We start from the raw sequence: 19,552 nt of genomic DNA, 5'->3' as shown, positions 1-19,552 counted from the left end.
CAACCGCGAAACACAAGGCCGATCCTACGGCAGACCAGACAATTGCGGTTCCGACGGCGGCGACCTGCCGCAGCAGCTGCCAGGCGAGGGAGTATTCCTGCGCACCATGGCCACCCAGGGCAGGAAGCGCCACGAATGCCGTGCCGATCGAGCCGACGATTCCGCCAATGCCGTGGATGCCGAAAACATCCAGGCTATCATCTAACCGAAGCCGGTTCTTGAGTGATCCGACGAAGCCATAACAGGCGACGCTGGTGATCGCGCCAATCAGGATCGCGCCAATCGGCCCACTGATCCCCGCTGCAGGCGTGACCGCGACCAATCCGGCGACAGCGCCGGAAGCCCCGCCGAGCATGCTTGGTTTTCCCGACACGACGCGCTCCGCGCCCATCCATGCCAGCGCTCCCGCGGCCGGGGCCACAAAGGTGTTCACCATTGCGACCGCCGCCAATCCATTCGCCTCAAGTGCCGACCCCGCATTGAATCCGAACCATCCGACCCAGAGCAACCCGACGCCCACCATCGTCAACGCGAGAGAGTGGGGCGGCATTGCCTCTTTCAAATGCCCGATCCGCGATCCTGCAAAGTAGACGCCGACGAGCCCAGCCACCCCCGAGTTCACATGAACGACCGTACCTCCGGCGAAGTCGATCGCCCCGAACGCGAACAGGAATCCATCGGGCGCCCAGATCATATGCGCAAGCGGCGCGTAGACGATCGTGAGCCACAGAAGCGTGAAGAGCATAATCGCCGAGAAGCGCACGCGTTCGGCCAAAGCACCGATGATAAGCGCGGCTGTGATCGCAGCGAAGGTCATCTGGAACGCAACGAACACCAGCTCTGGAATGCCCTTCCCAGCCGTCGGGACCGCCCAGGCGCTCGCGCCGTCAATGCCGGAGAGGCCCGCCTTCGACAGGTCCCCGATCAGTGCGTTTCCTCCGGCGAACGCCAGCGAATAGCCCCACCCGATCCACATGAGGATTGCGACGGCGGCGATGCCGAGCGCCTGGCTCATTACCGACAACAGGTTCTTCGCGCGAACCAGCCCGCCGTAGAAGAGTGCCAGCCCAGGCAGCAGCATCATCATCACCAGCGCGGTCGAGATCAGCATCCACGCCGTATCCCCGCTGTCGATCGTGAGCTCGCCGGCCATGCCACCCCGCGTATTTGCTGCACTGCACAAGCTAACGGCCTTGGAGCGGCGGGCTATGTGAATCGTTCACACGTCATGCTCCGAGATTCCGTGCCAACTCCGATGGAAGCCTTGCTCGCCGCCGAACTGCCGGAAGGAGCTGGCTGGCAATACGAGCCCAAGTGGGACGGTTTCCGCTGCATCGCCCGGCGCGACGGCGACAGGGTCGAAATGATTTCGCGTTCTGGCAAGCCGCTAGGCCGATATTTCCCCGAGGTGATCGAGATCCTCGCGCAGGTGAAGGAAAAGAAATTCGTTCTCGATGGCGAGCTTGTCATCCCGTCAGAGGACCGCCTGGACTTCGAGGTGCTTCAGATGCGCCTGCATCCCGCTGAGAGCCGCGTTCGCAAATTGGCGAAGGAGACGCCGGCGCTCTTCATGCTGTTCGACGTGCTGCAGGTCGGTGTGAAAAGCTTCGATGAGCAGCCGCTTTCCACCCGGCGAGAGGCTCTCGAGAAGTTCTTCAAGCAAAATGCCGTCGATGGCCTTCTGCTCTCACCTGCGACAGCCGATCGCAATGTTGCGCTTGGCTGGCTCAAGCGCAGCGGCGGTGCACTGGATGGCGTGATCGCTAAGCACCTCGACCAGCCGTATCGCTTTGGTGAGCGCGCGATGGTCAAGGTGAAGCAATTGCGAACGGCAGACTGCGTGGTTGGCGGATTCCGTTACGGGGAGAAGAAGCGCGAGGTCGGCTCGCTGCTCCTTGGCCTTTATGATAAGAGAGGCCTGCTTCACCATGTGGGCTTCACCTCCGCCATTGCAGCAAAAGAGCGGGCCGCTCTGACGAAGGAACTCGAAGCTCTAATCGAGCCGCCCGGATTCACAGGCAACGCTCCCGGCGGGCCGAGCCGCTGGAACACCGAGCGCACGGGCCAGTGGAAGCCGCTCAAGCCGAAGCTAGTCGTTGAGGTCCGCTACGACCAGGTCACCGGCCGGCGCTTCCGGCACGGTACCGCGCTGCTTCGCCGGCGTCCGGACAAGGCGCCGAAACAGTGCACATTCGAGCAACTCGCGCCGGAACTGAAGCCATCGGAAATTGCAGAGTTGTTTGGGCTGTGATGCAGACCGATTTGTTTGCAGAACCGCTGATCGCCGGCATGGATTATCGCGAGGAATTCATCAGCCGCGACGAGGAGCGGGAGTTGCTCGTCCAGCTTGAAGCTATGGATCTCGCTCCGTTCCGGTTTCAGGGCTGGACCGGGAACCGCAAGACGCAAAGCTACGGGTGGCGCTACGACTTCGACGACGCAAGCTTCCAGCCCGCGGAACCCATTCCCACCTGGCTAGAGCCGCTCCGCGACAAGGCGGCATTATTGGCGGGAAGTGAGATCGCCCATGCACTTGTCGCGCGATATGACGCAGGTGCCGGCATCGGCTGGCATAAGGATCGAAGCGTGTTCGATCGGGTAGTCGGAATCTCCCTGAACACGCCCGCCGTTCTTCGCTTTCGGCAGCGAGCTGAGACGGGCTTCCGGCGATTTAACCTGCCGGTCGAGCCCCGCTCTGCTTATCTCCTATCCGGCGAGGCTCGTTACGACTGGGAGCATCGGATCGTGCCCGGCGATAGGCTTCGCTTCTCGGTTACCTTCCGGACACTGTCTGACCTCGGCCGCCGGAAAGCGGCGGAGCTTCAGCGCAGCTCGTAGCCCGCGAGGCACTCTGCGACCCAGCGAGCCGCGGTCAGTGCGCTGAGGTCGGTCGCATCGAGCGGCGGATCCCACTCCGTAAGATCGATGACTCGCACGCGCGGCACGGACGCCAAATGGCGAACAGCCTTGAAGAAGTCTGTCGCCGCCATCCCGCCGGGTCGGCCGCCGGGCGCTCCGGGGAATTGCGCGCGCTCGATCACGTCGATGTCGCAGTCAACGACTATCGCCTCGCAATTTTCGACATGGTTCAAGGCCCGTTCAATTGCTCGCTCGATTCCGTTGAGTGCGACCTCGCCCATCGTGATGACGAGATTGCCTGCAGCGACCGCATCGTCGTGCATCTTCTTGCTGTTGGCGAAACTCGCGAGACCGACCTGGGCGATGTTCGCTCCTGGCAGCCCGTCCTCGATCAGCGCGCGAACGGGGTTGCCATTGCTGAGACCCTCGGCAGTTTCGCGCATATCGAAATGCGCATCGAGCGTGATCAGGCCGATCTTTTCCAGCGGAAGTCCAAGCCCCAAAACTCCGGGCCGCGTCACCGCATTGTTGCCTCCTACGAGCAATGTGAGCGCATGCACTGACGCGCTGGAGCCGATTGCATTGCGAATTGGGCCCGTTGCCTGCTCGATCGAGAGTCCCGCAATCTCAGCATTGCCGTAATCGGCAATATGCGTGGCGATCTCGCGCCCGCTCTCAATGTCGTATCGTCCGATGCGCCGAAGCGTTCTTCGGAGAGTTTCAGGCGCAAGGTCGCAGCGCCCGGGTGTTACCGATCCGACGCCCAAGGGCGCCCCGACTAGGCCGACCGGCGCGTGGGCATTGTTCGCGACCAGAAGCTCGGAAAGGTTCGGCCAGCCACTCATTCCTTTGCCGTAGCAAGAGCAGTCGCCTAAGGGCAGCCCCATGTGGGACCGCCTCCTCGTCGACTGCCGTATCGCCACCATGGAGCCCATGCCCGGTAACCCGCTCGGATTGATTGAGAATGCGGCGGTCGCGATCCAGGACGGGCGAATCCTGCGCGTCGGGAAGCGGACCGAGCTCGCCGGCTTTCGCGCGAAAGAGGTCGTCGCGCTCGGAGGCGCATGGGTCACTCCTGGGCTCGTCGATTGTCACACGCATCTGATCTTCGGCGGCACTCGCGCGGACGAGCATGCGATGCGCCGTGCGGGCGCGACCTATGAAGAAATCGCCAAGGCCGGCGGCGGAATTGCCTCGACGGTAAAGGCGACACGCGCCGCTTCCGACGATCAGTTGCTGGCCTCCGCCGCGCTACGTCTCGACGCTTTGTTGAAGGGCGGCGTGACCACCGTCGAGATCAAGTCGGGCTATGCGCTCGACGTCGAAGGTGAGCTTCGGATGCTGCGGTGCGCGGCGGCTCTAGCCGCGAGTGAGGCCGTACGGATCGTCCCGACTTTGCTCGCGCTTCATGCCCTTCCGCCGGAGTACAGTGATCGCCGCGAAGACTATGTGACGATGATTGCCGACGAACTGATTCCGCGCGCGGCCCGCGAGAAGCTGGCGACCAGCGTCGATGCTTTCTGCGAGAAGATCGCCTTCACCACGCAGGAGGTGGAGCGCATTTTCACCGCCGCACAGGCGAATGGCCTCCCGGTCCGGCTTCATGCGGAGCAATTGTCGAACCAGAACGGCGCCGCCTTGGCAGCGAAGCATAAAGCATTGTCTGCCGACCATCTCGAGCATCTCGACGACGCCGGAGCGAAGGCAATGGCGAAAGCGGGCACGGTCGCGGTGCTCCTCCCCGGTGCATTCTATTCGCTCCAGGAAAAGAAGAAGCCGCCGGTGGAGCTTCTGCGCAAGCACAAGGTGCCCGTCGCGATCGCCACCGATTGCAACCCGGGAACGTCCCCGATGCTCTCGCCGACGCTGGCGATGAACATGGCCTGCACTCTCTTCGGCCTGACGCCCGAAGAGGCGCTGGCCGGAATGACGATCAATGCGGCGAGAGCGTTGGGTCTTGCACATGAAGTCGGAAGCATCGCTGCCGGAAAGGCTGCGGACCTTTGCGTTTGGCGGCTCGAAAGCCTCGCCGAGCTGGGCTACTGGGTCGGCCTGCCGGGGCCTGAAAGACGAGTTTACGGGGGAGTCGAGAACTGACCGATCGACGCGACAACAGCCGTCACATCCGCGCGCGCCGCGGAAGCGAGATCGTGGCGAAGAGCTGGACCACCGAAGCCGCCATCCGGATGCTGATGAACAACCTCGACGACGAGGTCGCCGAGGATCCGCAGAGCCTGGTCGTCTACGGCGGGATCGGTCGCGCTGCACGCAACTGGCAATGCTTCGACAAGATCGTCGAGACGCTCGAGCGGCTGGAGGAGAATCAGACCCTGCTCGTGCAGTCGGGCAAGCCGGTCGGCGTCTTCCCGACGCACAAGGATGCGCCGCGCGTCCTCATCGCCAATTCCAACATCGTGCCCAAGTGGGCGACTTGGGAATGCTTCAACGAGCTCGATCGCGCCGGGCTCATGATGTACGGCCAGATGACCGCGGGCTCGTGGATCTACATCGGCACGCAGGGCATCGTCCAAGGTACCTACGAGACCTTCGCGGAAATGGGCCGTCAGCATTACGGCGGCGACCTCAAGGGCAAGTGGATCCTCACCGCCGGCCTTGGTGGAATGGGCGGTGCGCAGCCACTCGCGGCAGTCATGGCGGGCGCGCACTGCATCGCCATCGAATGCCAGGAAAGCCGCATCGAGAAACGGCTTGAGACGCGCTATCTCGACCGTCGCGCAACGACCATCGACGAAGCACTCGACATCATCGCCAAGGCGACCGAGCCAACCAGCGTCGGCTTGCTCGGCAATGCTGCTGAGATTATTCCGGAAATGCTGAAGCGTGATATCCGCCCGGACGCGCTCACTGACCAAACGAGCGCGCATGACCCGGCCAACGGTTACTGCCCAGCGGGCTGGTCGGTCGCCAAGTGGCAGGAAATGCGCGAGCGCGACCCTATCGCGGTCGCCGACGCCGCGCGGGCGTCCATTGCCGTACATGTCGAAGCGATGCTCGCTTACAAGGAAATGGGCGTTCCGACGTTCGATTACGGGAATAACATTCGCCAGGAAGCGAAGAACATGGGCGTCACCCATGCATTCGATTTCCCCGGCTTCGTTCCGGCCTATGTCCGACCGCTCTTTTGCAAGGGCATTGGCCCGTTCCGCTGGGTCGCTTTATCCGGCGATCCGGAGGACATTTACCGCACCGATCAGCGCGTGAAGGAGCTGATCCCGGACGATCCGCACCTCCATCGTTGGCTCGATATGGCGCGCGATCGGATCGCGTTTCAGGGTCTTCCGGCGCGCATCTGCTGGGTCGGCCTCGGCCAGCGCCACAAGCTCGGTCTCGCCTTCAATGAGATGGTCAGGAATGGTGAAGTCAGCGCGCCCATCGTCATCGGCCGCGACCATCTCGACAGCGGCTCGGTCGCCTCGCCCAACCGCGAGACGGAAAGCATGATGGATGGTAGCGACGTCGTCTCAGACTGGCCGCTGCTGAACGCCTTGCTCAACACCGCAGGCGGCGCGACCTGGGTCTCGCTGCATCACGGCGGCGGCGTGGGCATGGGCTATTCGCAGCACAGCGGCATGGTGATCGTCGCCGACGGCACGGACGATGCCGCGCGGCGGCTGGAGCGCGTGCTGTGGAACGATCCGGGTACAGGCGTGATGCGTCATGCCGACGCGGGCTATCGCATCGCGATCGACTGCGCGCATGAGCAGGGCCTCGACCTGCCCATGGTGGGCGCATGAAGCTCGACCCGACGAGGATCGACCTCGCGACGCTCCGTCGCATCTGGGCAGGGGCAAGCGCGCGCCTCGACGACTCATCGATGCAGCGTGTCTCTGAAGCAGCCGCTTCGGTGGATCGCATCGTTGCCGGGGGCGAGACGGTCTACGGCGTCAACACGGGCTTCGGCCTGCTCGCCAGCACGCGCATTCCTGACGATCGGCTTGCGGAGCTCCAGACCAACCTCATCCTGTCGCACAGCGTCGGTCTCGGGGATCCGCTGCCGCGACATGTCACCCGGTTGATGATCGTGTTGAAGTTGCTCGGGCTAGGTCGCGGTCATTCCGGCGTTCGTCCTCTGGTGATCGAGGCGCTCGAGGCGCTTCTCGAGCATGATGCGATGCCGGTCATTCCGTCGCAGGGAAGCGTCGGCGCATCGGGCGATCTTGCGCCGCTCGCACACCTGATCTCCGCGCTGATGGGCAAGGGCAAGATCGATGTCCGCGGAGAAGTCCTTGCGTCGGAAGCGGCGCTCAAGAAGCTCGGCATGCAGCCCCTTCAGCTCGGACCGAAGGAAGGTCTAGCGCTCATCAACGGCACGCAGGCGTCGACGGCGATCGCGCTCGATGCGCTGTTCACAGGCGAGCGCGTGTTCGCCTCGGCAATCGCAGCCGGTGCGCTTTCGGTCGATGCCCTGAAGGGCAGCGTGAAGCCGTTCGATTCGCGCATTTCCGAGTTGCGCGGCCAGCCCGGACAGATTCGGGTCGCCGCCGCCATCCGCGACCTGCTCGACGGTAGCGAGATCGGAGCGAGCCATACGCGCTGCGGCAAGGTGCAGGATCCGTACAGCTTCCGCTGTCAGCCACAGGTGATGGGCGCCGCGCTCGATTTGTTTGAAAATGCCGCGCGGACGCTGACGATCGAAGCCGGCGCGGTAACCGACAATCCGATCCTGTTCCCGGACGAAAACATCGCCATCTCAGGCGGCAATTTCCATGCGCAGCCGGTCGCCTTCGCGGCCGACATCATCTCGCTGGCATTGTGCGAGATTGGCTCGATCTCCGAACGCCGCAGCGCGGTTTTGATCGATCCCAAGATGAGCGGCCTCCCGCCCTTCCTCACCGAGGACAGCGGCGTGAATTCGGGCATGATGATCACGCAGGTGACCGCCGCTGCTCTCGTCAGCGAGAACAAATCGCTGGCTCATCCGGCAAGCATCGACACCATCCCGACTTCGGCTGGCCAGGAAGATCATGTGTCCATGGCTCCGATTGCCGGACGCAAGGCGGCGCAGATCGCGCGCAACGCCGCGGGCGTGATTGCTATCGAACTGATGACATCTGCGCAGGCCGTGGATTTCCATTTGCCGCTCAAGACCAGCCCAAGGCTGCAGAAGATTCACGCGAAGGTGCGTGAAATCACGCCGCGCTTTACGTCAGACCGATATTGGGCCGACGAAATGGCGGAGCTTCAAGTAGCGGTGCTCGGCGGCGGGGTCACCGGCGAGGACGGCCTGTTCCTTAGCTGACGCGTGTCCAGCGCTGCTCGGAGCAGAACAGGCCGATCACCGCGCAGCCCTTCACGACCATCGTGTCGGGCCCGACTTGCCGCACGGTCGCGGAGCCGTGGATGTTGCGCTTCGGCTCGAACGCCTTTCCCTTGTAGATGCCGCCGCCTGTGGGGCGGAGTTCGCTGAGCACGCGCGTGCCAGGTTCGGCGCCCTTCTGGCGATTCTTCGCCGATGCCCAACTAACGGTTCCGCAATAGGCATCGCCGCACCTCGCGACGTGGACGATCACGCTTCGTTTCGCGTTCGCCCATTTCCCTTCGAGGGCCTGCGCGTTCGCGGGACCGGACGCTCCGAGCGTCACGGCAACCGCTGCAATACTGAGCAAGATCCGTTTCATGGCGTCCAATTACGCATTGTTTGCGGCAAGAATGGTGCGCTGGAATTGCTGCCGGATGAACGGCTTAACCCCGTCCGACAGCGAGTTTGAACGCCCCGTCAGTGGAAATCGCGGCTCTTTGGGATGACATCCACATCGCGCGGATGCGCGGCTGCTGGAGGTCTCCAGCTTCCGCCGCCATCACCCTGATTGAGGGTCGAAGGAATCAGCTCGTCGCTCAAATGGCGCAGCATGTGCGTGTGGTCTTCCAGCTTTCGAGCGACCAGATGGATTACCCCGTCGTCGAGATCCTTTTGGATGATGCCGTGAACGCACATCAGCCGCGCGCCCATGACGATCTTGCGCTGCTTGTCGAACACGTCGGGCCAGACGACGAGATTGGCGATGCCCGTCTCGTCTTCCAGCGTGATGAAGCAAACGCCCTTCGCGCTGCCTGGCCGCTGGCGGATCAGCACCAGCCCCGCCACCGACACGTGCTTGCCGTCTCGGACGCCGGGAAGTTTGTCGGCGGTGATGAACTTCTGTGCTGCATAATGTTCGCGAAGGAGGCCCATCGGATGCGCCTTCAGGCTGAGGCGGATGGTCTGATAGTCGTTCACGACATGCTCGCTGAGCGGCATGGTCGGCAGTTTCGCCCGTGTCAGTTCCGCTCCTTCGTCACGCGCTTCCGCCGCGATGAACAAGGGCAGGTCCGGCGCCTGCTTGAGCGCCCGCGCATCCCATAGAGCCGCACGGCGATCGAGGGCGATGGAACGGAATGCATCGGCCGAGGCCAGCCGTTGGATCGCATGGACCGGCATTCTGCCACGGGTCCGCAAGTCCTCGACGCTCTCGTAGGGCCGCTTCCCGCGCGCGCTTTCCAACCGCTCGACCGTGTCGCGGTGCAATCCTTCGACCTGGCGGAAACCCAGCCGCAAGGCGCCATCCTCAAGCGTGCAATCCCAATCGCTGTAGTTCACGTCGACCGCGCGCACCTCGACGCCATGCTCCTTCGCATCCCGTACGATCTGTGCCGGCGCGTAGAAACCCATCGGCTGTGAGTTGAGCAGGCCGCAGGCGAACGCCGCCGGATATTTCCATTTCAGCCAGCTCGACACGTAGACGAGGTGCGCGAAGCTCGCCGCGTGGCTTTCGGGGAAGCCATATTCGCCGAAGCCCTTGATCTGGTCGAAGCAGCGTTGGGCGAAATCGGGGTCGTAGCCACGCTCGACCATCCGCCCGACCATCTTGTCCTGAAGCACTTCGATGTTCCCGCGTGAGCGGAAGGTCGCCATGGCCTTGCGCAGCTGGTTCGCCTCCTCCGAACTGAATTTCGCCGCATCGAGCGCGATCTTCATCGCCTGCTCCTGGAAAATCGGCACGCCGAGCGTCCGCCCTAGGATCTTCTCCAGTTCGTCCGGCTCGCCATGCGTGGGATCGGGGCAGGGGAAAGTCACCGGCTCCTTGCCAGCCCGCCGCTTCAGATACGGGTGGACCATGTCGCCCTGGATCGGTCCCGGCCGGACGATCGCGACCTCGATCACCAGGTCGTAGAATTTCCGCGGCTTGAGGCGCGGCAGCATGTTCATCTGCGCCCGGCTCTCAACCTGGAACACGCCGAGCGAGTCCCCCTTGCACAGCATGTCGTAAACCTCGGGCACCTCCTGCGGGACGGTCGCCAGCTCCCAGCGCTCGCCACCGTGCAGGTCGATCAGGTCGAAGCATTTGCGGATGCAGGTCAGCATGCCCAATGCGAGCACGTCGATCTTGAGGATGCCGAGCTCCTCGATGTCGTCCTTGTCCCATTCGATGAAGGTGCGGTCCTCCATCGCACCATTGCCGATCGGCACCGTCTCGGTCAGCGGCCGCTCGGTCAGGATGAAACCGCCGACATGCTGCGACAGGTGGCGCGGCATGCCGATGAGTTGCTCGGCCAGCTTCATCACGCGCTTGAGATGCGGATCGTTCATGTCGAGTCCGGCGTCCTTCGCGCGTTCCTCGGCGACCTCGGCCTCCATGCTGCCCCAATAGTTGGAGGCGATGGCGGCGCAGACGTCTTCGCTCAGCCCCATCACCTTGCCGACCTCGCGGATCGCCGAGCGAGGGCGGTAATGGATGACGGTCGCGGCGATCCCGGCACGGTCGCGGCCGTACTTTTCGTAGATGTGCTGGATCACTTCCTCGCGCCGCTCATGCTCGAAATCGACGTCGATGTCGGGGGGCTCGCGGCGCTCCTCGGAAATGAAGCGTTCGAACAAGAGGTCGCTGGTCGCCGGGTCGACCGCGGTGATTCCCAGGCAGTAGCAGACAGCGCTGTTCGCGGCCGATCCGCGCCCCTGGCACAGGATCGGGGGATCGAGGTTGCGTGCGAAAGCGACGATGTCGTGGACGGTCAGGAAGTAGCGCGCGAAGTCGAGCTTCTCGATCAGCTTCAGCTCGTAATTGAGCTGGGTCAGCACCTTGTAGGGGACCTTGTCGCCCCAGAACCGGCGCGCGCCTTCCCAGGTCAAATGCTCGAGATGCTGCTGCGGTGTTCGCCCGTCAGGCACCGTCTCGCGCGGATATTCGTAGCGAAGCTCGTTCAGGCTGAAGTGGAGGGCATCCGCGAACTCACGCGTTGCTGAGATCGCGTGCGGCCAACGGGCGAACAGCCGCGCCATTTCCGCCTGGGATTTCAGGTGCCGCTCGGCATTCGGATTGAGCAGGTAACCCGCGGTGGTCAGCGTCACTTTCTCGCGAATGCAGCTCATCACGTCCTGCAGCGGGCGCTTGTCCGGCGCATGATAAAGAACGTCGTTGGTGGCGAGGATGGAACAGCCGTGACGCCGCGCGATGCGGTCGAGCCGCTCGATCCGCGCACTGTCGTCGCCGCGATAGAGCCAGGTCGCCGCAACGTGACGCAGTGACGTCAAAGCTTCACGGAGGCGCGGCAATTCTTGTTCGAAATCAGCGAGATCGTCCTGCGGCCAGGCAATGAAGGCGATGCCCTCAGCATGCTCCGCGACATCGACAAGGCTGATGTCGCATTCACCCTTGTCAGCCCGCATCTTGCCCAGTGAAAGCAAGGACGACAGCCGTCCGTACCCATCGCGGTCGATCGGATAGGCGAGCAGGCTCGGTGCGTCGGACAGGTCGAGCCGGCAGCCGATCAGCGGCGTAAGGCCGACCGCGTCACACGCGCTGTGCATCCGTACGACACCCGCCAGCGTGTTGCGGTCGGCAATGCCGATGGCGTCGAAGCCCAGCGACAAGGCGGCTCCGACCAGCTCGATCGCATCCGATGCGCCGCGCAGGAAGGAGAAAGGGGAGCTAACGCCTAGTTCGACGTAGGCGGACGGCGCGATTGGAGGCGGAGGCATGTCGCCGGTCCGCACCAGCTTCAACCGCGAAAAGCCGGTATACTCGGGCATCAGCCAAACAGTCCGTGCATGTACCACTCGGGCAGACTGCCGCGGCCGTCGCCGATCAGTCCTTCGCGATAAATCCAGTAACGGCGGCCGGCCTGGTCCTCGACGCGGTAGTAATCGCGCAGACGCGCCGTCGACCGTTCTCGCCACCATTCGGGCGCGATCCGCTCCGGCCCTTCGACGCGGGCGATGTCGTGGACCGCGCGGCGCCAGACGAAGCGGCGCGGCACGCCTTCGGGCGTCGCATAGACCACCGCGATCGCTTCCGGCCGGTCGAGCATTCGTTGCGGCCTTGGCGGCGTCGGTGCTGTGCCGACCGGCTCAGTTTTCTCAAGCGCCGGCCGCCATCCGCTTGCGCGTTCGGGCAAATGGCTTTCATGGGGCTGGGGACGCCGAACCTTTTCAGGTCCAAGCTTCACGCTGAGCCGGTCGACAAGCCGTGCCACTTCTCGCGTCCCTGACGGTTCCTCGATCAGGCTATCCTGCGACGATGATAAATTCTCCGCCCAGCTCGTTTCGAGCACGAAGGCGTCAAAGCCGAATCCGGGATCGAGCGCCGCCGCCTTGTCGGCGATCAGTCGCTTCAGATGCGTCGGCTCTCGGTTCGGAATGCTCGTCGCGGCCGAAGCCACTGCAGTGCTGCCGTCGACCCGAAAGCCGATCAGCGCCAGCCGACGCGCGCCGAGATGCCGTCGCTCAAGCTGCTGGACGAGATCGGGGATCAGCCGCTCGAGAGCTTGCATCGGAGCTTCCGGGTGCGTCGCCGGCTCTTCCAGCTTGAGCAAGGCGCGCGGAGGGCGGGCAGTGGGTATGGCGGTCAGCGGCTCCGGCTTGCGGCCAAGCGCGCGGTCGAGCGCGTCGACCGGATTGTCCGCATCGCGGAAACGGCGGGCAAGCGAGCGGCGCTCAATTCCAGCCAACATGCTGACGGTCTTCAGCCCCAGCCGCTCCAGAGTCCGCGTCGCTTCCGGGGGCAATCGCAATGCCGCGACCGGCAGATCGGCGAGCTTCGCGCCCGTGTCCTTCCCGCAGATCACCGCTCCCGCATCGCCGTAATGTGCTAGCGCCCAGGCGGCAGCGGCAGTCGGCGCCATCGCGACGCGGGTCGTAAGCCCGGCTACGGCGAACCGCGTCTGCACTTCCGCCACCAGCTTGCGTTCGCCGCCGAACAGATGGGCGACGCCGGTGACATCCAGCCGCAGCGCGTTCGCGCCATCGACTTCGACCAGAGGCGACCATCGCCCCGCCCAGCGCGCCAGCCGCTCAACCAACGCCTCGTCGCCAGCCGGATCGGCCGGAACCGCGATCAGTGCGGGATCGATCGCCCGTGCATCGGTCAGGCGGGAACCCGCCCGCACACCGCGCTCGGCAGCGGCCTGGGTTACGGCATGAATGATCGGCCCGTGCGTGCCCTCGACCGTCAGCACGACCGGATCGTCAGGCCCGAAGTCGCTCGACCTCGCCCAGCGTTCCACGGCCAGATGCGGCAGCCAGATGGAAAGTACCCGTCTCATGCGCGACGCCCCAGCGGCCGGGCGGATAGCCGCGCGCGCGAAACAACTCCGTCTCCCAGGCGGGCGAACCGGGCGCGCGCGGATCGAAGGAATTGGCGATGCTGGGCATGCTTGCGATCCTCCAACGCATTCGCGCGCCGCTGAGGTTCGCGGTTCCCGCCAGCCGCACCAGCCAGCACGGCACGCGAGAACGTTCCGCCGCCACCGCGAGCCGCCGCGTCGCGGTGAAGTCGAGCGCCGCGGGATCGCCCCACAGCTCGCCGATCACTCCGGACAGGCCGGAGCATCTTAGCCCCTCCTCCATCGCCCAGAGCGCGAGCTTCGCGTCCCGCGCCTCGACGTGGATGAGCTCGACGCTACCCAAACCCGGCGGGTAGATACGGCCGCTTTCGATGATCGCCATGCGGTCCTGCACCCACAGCAGCGGCTTGGCTCGATCGGCCTGCGCCAGCAGGAACCCTGCCCAGCCGGCATCGCGCGGGCTCGCCGCGAACAGCTCCGACAAGGTGGGGCTGAGCGGCGCGGGCACGTGCCAGCGCTCACCCAGCCCGCTGGGGAGCTGGTGAATTTCGGCCGCACGGCTTCCGCCGCCGGCGACCAGGGAAAGGCCTCCAACCACACGACTCGCAACGTTTATGTTCTGCTTTTGTTCTTTTCTCGCGAGTCAGGGTGAGGAGTCAATCCTGCGACTCACGAAGGGACTTTCAGCGCCTGGAGAGCGAGCCAGCAACCATGATCGGCTGGAGGGCAGGCGGACGGCCTTCGGCTTCCGACAGGAAGATGCGGATCTCGTTGACCACCTGACTCAGCACCGGCCGATGGACCGCAAAGCCCGTGTGGTAGGTGTCGATCTCGACTGCCTTGTCGCGTTCGTGATCGCGCCCTCGGGCTGCGCTCGGAGCGACGATTCCGTCCCGCCGCGACCACAGGGCCAATGTCGGCACCGGTGGCTTGTCCATGATGTGCGGGAAGGGTGGTTCATAGACGTCGTGCCCGGCAATCCGTTCATAATATTCGCAGACGTTCGTGTTGGTCTTGAGATCGCCGGAAAAGGGCGAGCCGAGCGTCACCACCGCGCGGACCTTGCCTGGAAAGCGATGGGCCAGCTGGCGGGCGAACATCCCGCCGAGGCTCCAGCCGACCAGCAGAACCCTACGATCGTCCTCCAATTCGGAAAGCCGGTTCCCGAGAAGGTCGAGCGTATCCGCTTTGGCGCCCAGGTTGAGACCGAGCAGCCAAGGGTGCGACCGCCAGCCGACGCGTGCGAGGGCGCGGCGAAGGTCCATCGTCGTCCGGTCAGTGGCTAGGAAGCCGGGGATGACCAAGGCGGGTGGACCGTCTTCGGGGCCACGCGGACCGAGGGGTCCAAGGCCTGCGAGCATGCGCGGAAGATGCCACGCGACTTCGCGCACGCGATGCCATGCAGGGGGGGCCAAATCGTCGGGATGAGTGAGCCCGTTCCCCGTTGAGGGGCCGAGCGGCGCGGGAGTTCGTTCCCACCTCATGACGCCAAGATGGGGTCTTTGCGTTACCGGAACAATAATTCCGTGCGAATTATTCGTGACTTTTCAGAAACCTGTCGATTTCGCGCACCACCTTGTCACCCGCGCGGCGCGACACGGCGAAGGCCATGTGGCTGCAATCCAGCTCCACCGCCTCGTCGCGCTCGCCCTCCAGGCCATAGGCAGAACGGGGTGCAACGATCCCGTCTCTGCGTGACCAGAGCGCGAGGTGGGGGACGGGCGGTTTCGCGGTGTTTCGCGGAATCGGTGAATCCTCCACCTTGTGTCCCGAGACCCACTCGTAGAGCTTCCAGACGTTATTCTGATGAAGGTCGCCCGAGAATGGCGATCCCAAAGTCACCACCGCGCGGACCTTGTGCGGCGCGTGACGGGCGAGCTCTCGCGCGAACAGGCCGCCGAGGCTCCAACCGACGAGAAGGATCGGTTTCTTTCTCCCGATGGAATCGACGCACGCTTCCAGCTTGTGAAGCGTGTCTTCCTTGACTCCGGTGTTTAGCCCGAGCGCCCACGGATGAACGCGCCATCCGGCGCGGGCGAAGGCCTTTCGCAGCGGCAAGGTTGTCCGGTCCGTTGCGAGGAACCCGGGGATTACCAGGACGTGAGGACCTTCGACCGGACCAATCGGGCCGCGCGGGCCGAAGCCCTGCCACAGCTGCGCAACGTTCCATCCCAGCTCGACGAGCCGCTTGGAGCCTCTCGGCGGCCGATCGTCGCCGGTCCATCTCACCTCAGAGGTACTCGCCCCCGATCAGTTCCTGCATGGCCTTCGGGAGCTTAACCCGGCCGTCCGCTGTCTGGTGATTTTCCAGCAGTGGAACGAGGATCCGGGGCGACGCGAGCGCGGTATTGTTCAGCGTGTGCGCGAACCGGACCTTTCCGTCGCTTCCGCGGTAACGGATGTTCGCGCGGCGGGCCTGCCAGTCGTGAAGCGTGGAGCAGCTGTGCGTCTCGCGATACTTGCCGAGACTCGGCACCCAGCTCTCGATGTCGTTCATCCGGAACTTGCCGAGGCCCATGTCGCCGGTCGAGGTTTCGATGACCTGATAGGGAATTTCGAGCGCCTGAAGCATGCCTTCCGCGAGCTCCAGAAGGCGCGCGTGCCAGCCCGCGGAGACGGCGTCGTCGGCATCGCAGACGACATATTGCTCGACCTTCACGAATTGATGGACGCGCAGCAGTCCGCGAACGTCCTTGCCCGCGCTACCCGCTTCGCGGCGGAAGCAGGGCGAATAGCCGGCGTAGAGGATCGGCAGCTTGTCGCCTTCGATGATCTCGCCCGAATGGAGCGACGTCAGAGCCACTTCCGCAGTTCCCGCCAACCACTGCTCATCGGCGGGCATCTCGTAAGTCTCTTCCTTGTGACCCGGGAACTGGCCCTGATTGAGGAAGGCCTGCTCGCGCGCCATCGACGGCACGGTAATCGGCGTGAAGCCTCCTTCCGTGATCCGCTCAAGCGCCCAACCCATGAGCTTGGTTTCGAGCAGAGCCAGCCGGCCTTTGAGGCAATATTGTCGCGATCCCGACACCTGGACGATACGCGACAAATCGGCCCAGTCGTTCTGTTCGATTAGGGCCACGTGATCCAGCGGCTCGAAGTCGAACTTCGGAACTACGCCTTCCTGCCGGACGACAGTGTTGAATGTCTCGTCGGGCCCAATCGGAGCGCCGTCCCACGGGATATTCGGAACGCGCATCAGAAGAGACTTCAGCGCGCCGTCCTTCTCTCCCAACTCGGATTCCAGTTCGCCCGCGCGGGCGCCGGCTTCTTTTGCCTGACGGCCAAGCTCGGCGCGCTCGTCGGGCGCAACGTCTTTGAAGCGGGCGCTGATCGTGTTGCGCTGGGCGCGTAGCGCCTCGATCTCGGTCTTAAGCCGCCGCACCTCGGCGTCGAGCGAAAGGAGTTCGTCAACGTTCAGGTCGACGGCTTTCGCTTCGATTGCCTTCTCGACCGCCGCGCGTTCGGCCCTGATGAAATCCAGTCCCAGCATGGCCGCGGCACTGCGCGAATTGCGCGCCAACCGCAAGTTCGCCTAAGCGCCGGATATGCCATCAGGTCTGATCGCGCTTCTCGACGATGTCGCCACCATCGCCAAACTGGCCGCTTCGTCGCTGGACGATGTCGCCGGCGCGGCCGGCAAGGCCAGCACCAAGGCCGCGGGTGTCGTCATCGACGATACGGCGGTAACGCCGCGCTATGTGGTCGGCCTGTCGCCGGAACGCGAATTGCCGATCATCGGCAAGATCGCCGTCGGGTCCTTGAAGAACAAGCTGTTGATCCTGCTTCCCGCCGCGCTGCTGCTGACCGCCTTCGCGCCCTTCCTGATTGTGCCGCTTCTGATGATCGGCGGCTCCTATCTCGCGTTCGAGGCGACCGAAAAAATCGCGGAGATCCTTCTTCATGACCACCATCATGAGGAACAGCTGGTCGACGCCATGGCCGATCCAGCGGATCTCGAAGCGCTTCAGGTCAAGGGGGCGATCCGCACCGACTTCATCCTTTCGGCGGAAATCATGGCGATCGCGCTGGCCAGCCTCGACCATCTGACGTTAGCAACGACTGCGTTCGCTTTGGTCGCAGTCGCGCTGGCGATCACTGCGGGCGTTTATGGGGTCGTGGCGCTGATCGTGAAGCTCGACGATATCGGCCTTCACTTGGCGGAACGCAGCAGCCCCGTTTCGCGGAAGATCGGCGACGCTCTGGTCCATTTCGTCCCCAAGATGCTCAGCGCTCTATCGGGCATCGGCACCGCGGCGATGCTCTGGGTCGGAGGCGGAATCCTTCTCCACGGCCTGGAGGAGCTCCACATCCTCGATTTCATCCCGCACGCACTCCACGATTGGTCGGCCCATGCCGGGGAAGCCGTCGGATTGATGGGCCCGGTCGTCGAATGGCTGCTCTATGCCCTGGGATCCGCTGTCGCGGGGCTGATTGTCGGCGGGATCATCGTCCTGATCGTCAGGCGGTTCGTGAAGCACCCGGAAGAGCTGATCGTCGACTAGTCGAAGTGCAGCCGCCGGTACTTGCCGCGGAAATAGAGCAGAGGGTCGAGCTCGGGATTGAAGCTCGCCTTCACGACCCGGCCTATCAATATGTGATGGTCGCCGCCCTCATGAACCGCGTTGCGCTCGCATTCGAACACACTGAGCGATTCCTGCAGCACTGGCGCTCCGAACTCACCGCGTGACCAGTCGTTGGCGCCGAATCGGTCCTCCTGCCGCGTCGAAAAGCGGATCGAGGCCGGCTGCTGCCACGTTTGCAGTACGTTCACAGCGAAATGCTCCGACGCAAGAAGCGCCGAGGCGCATGCCGAATGCTTGTGGATGCAGACGAGGAGGAGCGGCGGGTCGAGCGAAACGGATGTGAAGCTGTTCGCCGTAATGCCCATCGGGCTTCCATCGGAATCGAAGCAGGTGACGACCGTCACGCCGGTCGCGAAGCACCCCAGCGCGTCGCGCAAAGTCCGGGAGTCGGACCCGGTGCGATACTCGGGTAGGGTGTCGTCGTCGGCCATGCCTGCGAGGCTATACCAGTCATCCGCGCGCATTCCAGCGCAGCTGCCGCGCCACGGATGAACGAGATTTAATGATCGGGCCACAGCGGCGAAACGCGAGCTCTCTTATCTGCTGGTTCCGCCGGAGCACCGGCCGGCATAGGAGACACGCATTATGACCAAGCATCTCATTGCATCGTTCGTGGCACTCGGCCTTCTCGCGGGGCCGGCTGCCGCCGCAACGACCACTAAAGCTCCGACCGAGAAAGCCAAGGTCCACAAATCCCACGTAAAATCGAAGACGAACGTCAAGGACGATCAGTCCAAGACCAAGGCCAAGTAACCGACACCGCAATTTTCCCGAGCCGCCCGGCGCTTCCCCATGCCCCCTCGCGCCGGGCGGCACCCCGCCTTGCCGGGCCGGTAAGCGGCGTCGTATGCAGCTGGCGGAGTGCCAAATGGGCCGCAAGATCCTCATCATTGAAGACGATGCAGAAACCGCGGGCTATTTGAGCCGCGGCCTCTCGCAGGAAGGCCATTCGGTCGAGCAGGTCACGAACGGCCAGGACGGCCTCTACCGCGCGATCGACGGCAGCTTCGATTTGATCATCCTCGATCGCATGTTGCCCGGAATCGACGGGCTTTCAGTGCTTCGGGCGCTTAGAGCCGCGAAAATCGAGACTCCCGTGCTCATCCTGTCGGCGCTGGCATCGGTCGGAGACCGTATCGAAGGCCTCGAGTGTGGTTCCGACGATTATCTCGTAAAGCCTTTCTCTTTCGCCGAGCTGCTCGCCCGGGCCAATGCGTTGTTGCGCAGGAGCGAGGCGAGGGTCGCGACTGATCCTCGCTTCACCGTCGGCGACCTCGTCATTGACCCCCTCTCTCGCACCGTGAAGCGCGGCGGCAAGAAGCTCGACCTCAAGCCTCGCGAATATCTGCTTCTTGAATATTTCGCCCGGAACGAAGGGCGGGTCGTCACCCGCACGATGCTGCTCGAGCAGGTCTGGGACTATCATTTCGATCCGGCGACCAATGTGATCGACGTTCACGTCAGCAGACTTCGGCGAAAGCTTGAGGAGGGCTTCGATCGGCCGTTGCTGCACACAGTGCGTGGCGCCGGCTACATGCTCGAAGCCTAGG

The 19,552-nt window shown here is 63.9% G+C and carries 18 protein-coding genes (1 of these 18 running past the window's edge); 8 read left to right on the top strand and 10 right to left on the bottom strand.

Annotation, left to right across the window (positions count from 1 at the left end; all coding sequences use genetic code 11):
- Positions 1–1,153, bottom strand: the 5' portion of a protein-coding gene (locus ACMC5O_RS12095; RefSeq protein ID WP_187708564.1) for an ammonium transporter. 92 nt of this gene lie to the left of the window's left edge; the window shows 1,153 of its 1,245 coding nt (coding positions 1–1,153); its start codon is at positions 1,151–1,153; its stop codon lies off the left edge, out of view.
- A gap of 75 nt (positions 1,154–1,228) precedes the next feature.
- Here ACMC5O_RS12095 and ACMC5O_RS12090 point away from each other — a divergent pair, with 75 nt between their 5' ends.
- Together ACMC5O_RS12090 and ACMC5O_RS12085 are read left to right on the top strand one after the other, a co-directional pair.
- The gene (locus ACMC5O_RS12090; protein ID WP_187708565.1) at positions 1,229–2,251 is read left to right on the top strand and encodes an ATP-dependent DNA ligase; all 1,023 of its coding nucleotides are present in this window, start codon (positions 1,229–1,231) and stop codon (positions 2,249–2,251) included.
- Positions 2,251–2,838, top strand: a complete 588-nt coding sequence (locus tag ACMC5O_RS12085; RefSeq protein ID WP_187708566.1) for an alpha-ketoglutarate-dependent dioxygenase AlkB — start codon at positions 2,251–2,253, stop codon at positions 2,836–2,838. Before ACMC5O_RS12090 ends, ACMC5O_RS12085 begins: the two co-directional genes overlap by 1 nt.
- Here the strand turns inward: ACMC5O_RS12085 and ACMC5O_RS12080 are convergent.
- On the bottom strand, positions 2,823–3,704 hold the full coding sequence (locus ACMC5O_RS12080) for an arginase family protein (protein ID WP_187708567.1): 882 nt from the start codon (positions 3,702–3,704) through the stop codon (positions 2,823–2,825). The two genes, ACMC5O_RS12085 and ACMC5O_RS12080, sit on opposite strands and share 16 nt — an antisense overlap.
- Positions 3,705–3,744: 40 nt before the next feature.
- Here ACMC5O_RS12080 and hutI point away from each other — a divergent pair, with 40 nt between their 5' ends.
- The 3 genes from hutI to hutH are packed head-to-tail and all read left to right on the top strand — an operon-like array spanning position 3,745 to position 8,119.
- On the top strand, positions 3,745–4,956 hold the full coding sequence (hutI, locus tag ACMC5O_RS12075) for an imidazolonepropionase (RefSeq protein ID WP_187708568.1): 1,212 nt from the start codon (positions 3,745–3,747) through the stop codon (positions 4,954–4,956).
- Entirely contained in the window at positions 4,953–6,614 is a 1,662-nt protein-coding gene (hutU, locus tag ACMC5O_RS12070; RefSeq protein ID WP_187709997.1) for a urocanate hydratase, read from the top strand. Before hutI ends, hutU begins: the two co-directional genes overlap by 4 nt.
- The gene (gene hutH / locus ACMC5O_RS12065) at positions 6,611–8,119 is read left to right on the top strand and encodes a histidine ammonia-lyase (RefSeq protein WP_426692932.1); all 1,509 of its coding nucleotides are present in this window, start codon (positions 6,611–6,613) and stop codon (positions 8,117–8,119) included. The genes hutU and hutH overlap by 4 nt, the downstream gene beginning before the upstream one ends.
- On the opposite strand, the gene ACMC5O_RS12060 is transcribed toward hutH, so the two are convergent.
- The 7 genes from ACMC5O_RS12060 to serS all read right to left on the bottom strand — a co-directional run bounded on the left by ACMC5O_RS12060 (position 8,112) and on the right by serS (position 16,909).
- A complete protein-coding gene (locus tag ACMC5O_RS12060) occupies positions 8,112–8,498 on the bottom strand; it encodes a DUF2147 domain-containing protein (protein ID WP_187708569.1) in 387 nt (128 codons plus the stop codon). The two genes, hutH and ACMC5O_RS12060, sit on opposite strands and share 8 nt — an antisense overlap.
- A gap of 98 nt (positions 8,499–8,596) precedes the next feature.
- Positions 8,597–11,836 (bottom strand): error-prone DNA polymerase, encoded by a 3,240-nt coding sequence (locus ACMC5O_RS12055; protein ID WP_426693530.1) that lies wholly within the window; start codon positions 11,834–11,836, stop codon positions 8,597–8,599.
- Between the two features lie 50 nt (positions 11,837–11,886).
- Positions 11,887–13,398 (bottom strand): DUF6504 family protein, encoded by a 1,512-nt coding sequence (locus ACMC5O_RS12050; RefSeq protein ID WP_187708571.1) that lies wholly within the window; start codon positions 13,396–13,398, stop codon positions 11,887–11,889.
- The gene (locus tag ACMC5O_RS12045) at positions 13,322–14,017 is read right to left on the bottom strand and encodes an ImuA family protein (RefSeq protein ID WP_426692931.1); all 696 of its coding nucleotides are present in this window, start codon (positions 14,015–14,017) and stop codon (positions 13,322–13,324) included. Before ACMC5O_RS12045 ends, ACMC5O_RS12050 begins: the two co-directional genes overlap by 77 nt.
- Positions 14,018–14,102: 85 nt before the next feature.
- Positions 14,103–14,810 carry an alpha/beta fold hydrolase gene (locus tag ACMC5O_RS12040; RefSeq protein WP_187708574.1) on the bottom strand — a complete coding sequence of 236 codons (708 nt, stop codon included), beginning with the start codon at positions 14,808–14,810 and terminating at the stop codon, positions 14,103–14,105.
- Between the two features lie 142 nt (positions 14,811–14,952).
- The gene (locus tag ACMC5O_RS12035) at positions 14,953–15,648 is read right to left on the bottom strand and encodes an alpha/beta fold hydrolase (RefSeq protein ID WP_426692930.1); all 696 of its coding nucleotides are present in this window, start codon (positions 15,646–15,648) and stop codon (positions 14,953–14,955) included.
- Position 15,649: 1 nt separating this feature from the next.
- On the bottom strand, positions 15,650–16,909 hold the full coding sequence (gene serS / locus ACMC5O_RS12030) for a serine--tRNA ligase (RefSeq protein ID WP_426692929.1): 1,260 nt from the start codon (positions 16,907–16,909) through the stop codon (positions 15,650–15,652).
- Between the two features lie 55 nt (positions 16,910–16,964).
- Between serS and ACMC5O_RS12025 the strand changes: the two genes are divergently transcribed.
- Positions 16,965–17,921 (top strand): DUF808 domain-containing protein, encoded by a 957-nt coding sequence (locus ACMC5O_RS12025; protein WP_426692928.1) that lies wholly within the window; start codon positions 16,965–16,967, stop codon positions 17,919–17,921.
- Here ACMC5O_RS12025 and ACMC5O_RS12020 read toward each other — a convergent pair.
- Positions 17,918–18,433, bottom strand: coding sequence for a flavin reductase family protein (locus ACMC5O_RS12020; RefSeq protein ID WP_187709998.1), 516 nt, complete (start codon positions 18,431–18,433; stop codon positions 17,918–17,920). The two genes, ACMC5O_RS12025 and ACMC5O_RS12020, sit on opposite strands and share 4 nt — an antisense overlap.
- Before the next feature lie 154 nt (positions 18,434–18,587).
- Between ACMC5O_RS12020 and ACMC5O_RS12015 the strand changes: the two genes are divergently transcribed.
- A complete protein-coding gene (locus ACMC5O_RS12015; protein ID WP_426692927.1) occupies positions 18,588–18,755 on the top strand; it encodes a hypothetical protein in 168 nt (55 codons plus the stop codon).
- A 115-nt stretch (positions 18,756–18,870) separates the two neighbouring features.
- A complete protein-coding gene (locus ACMC5O_RS12010; protein WP_187708576.1) occupies positions 18,871–19,551 on the top strand; it encodes a response regulator transcription factor in 681 nt (226 codons plus the stop codon).
- Position 19,552 lies beyond the last annotated feature (1 nt).

The sequence above is a fragment of the Sphingomonas sediminicola genome (assembly GCF_049991885.1).
GTDB classification, from domain to species: Bacteria; Pseudomonadota; Alphaproteobacteria; order Sphingomonadales; family Sphingomonadaceae; genus Sphingomicrobium; species Sphingomicrobium sediminicola.
This window is presented reverse-complemented; position numbering and strand designations above follow the sequence as displayed.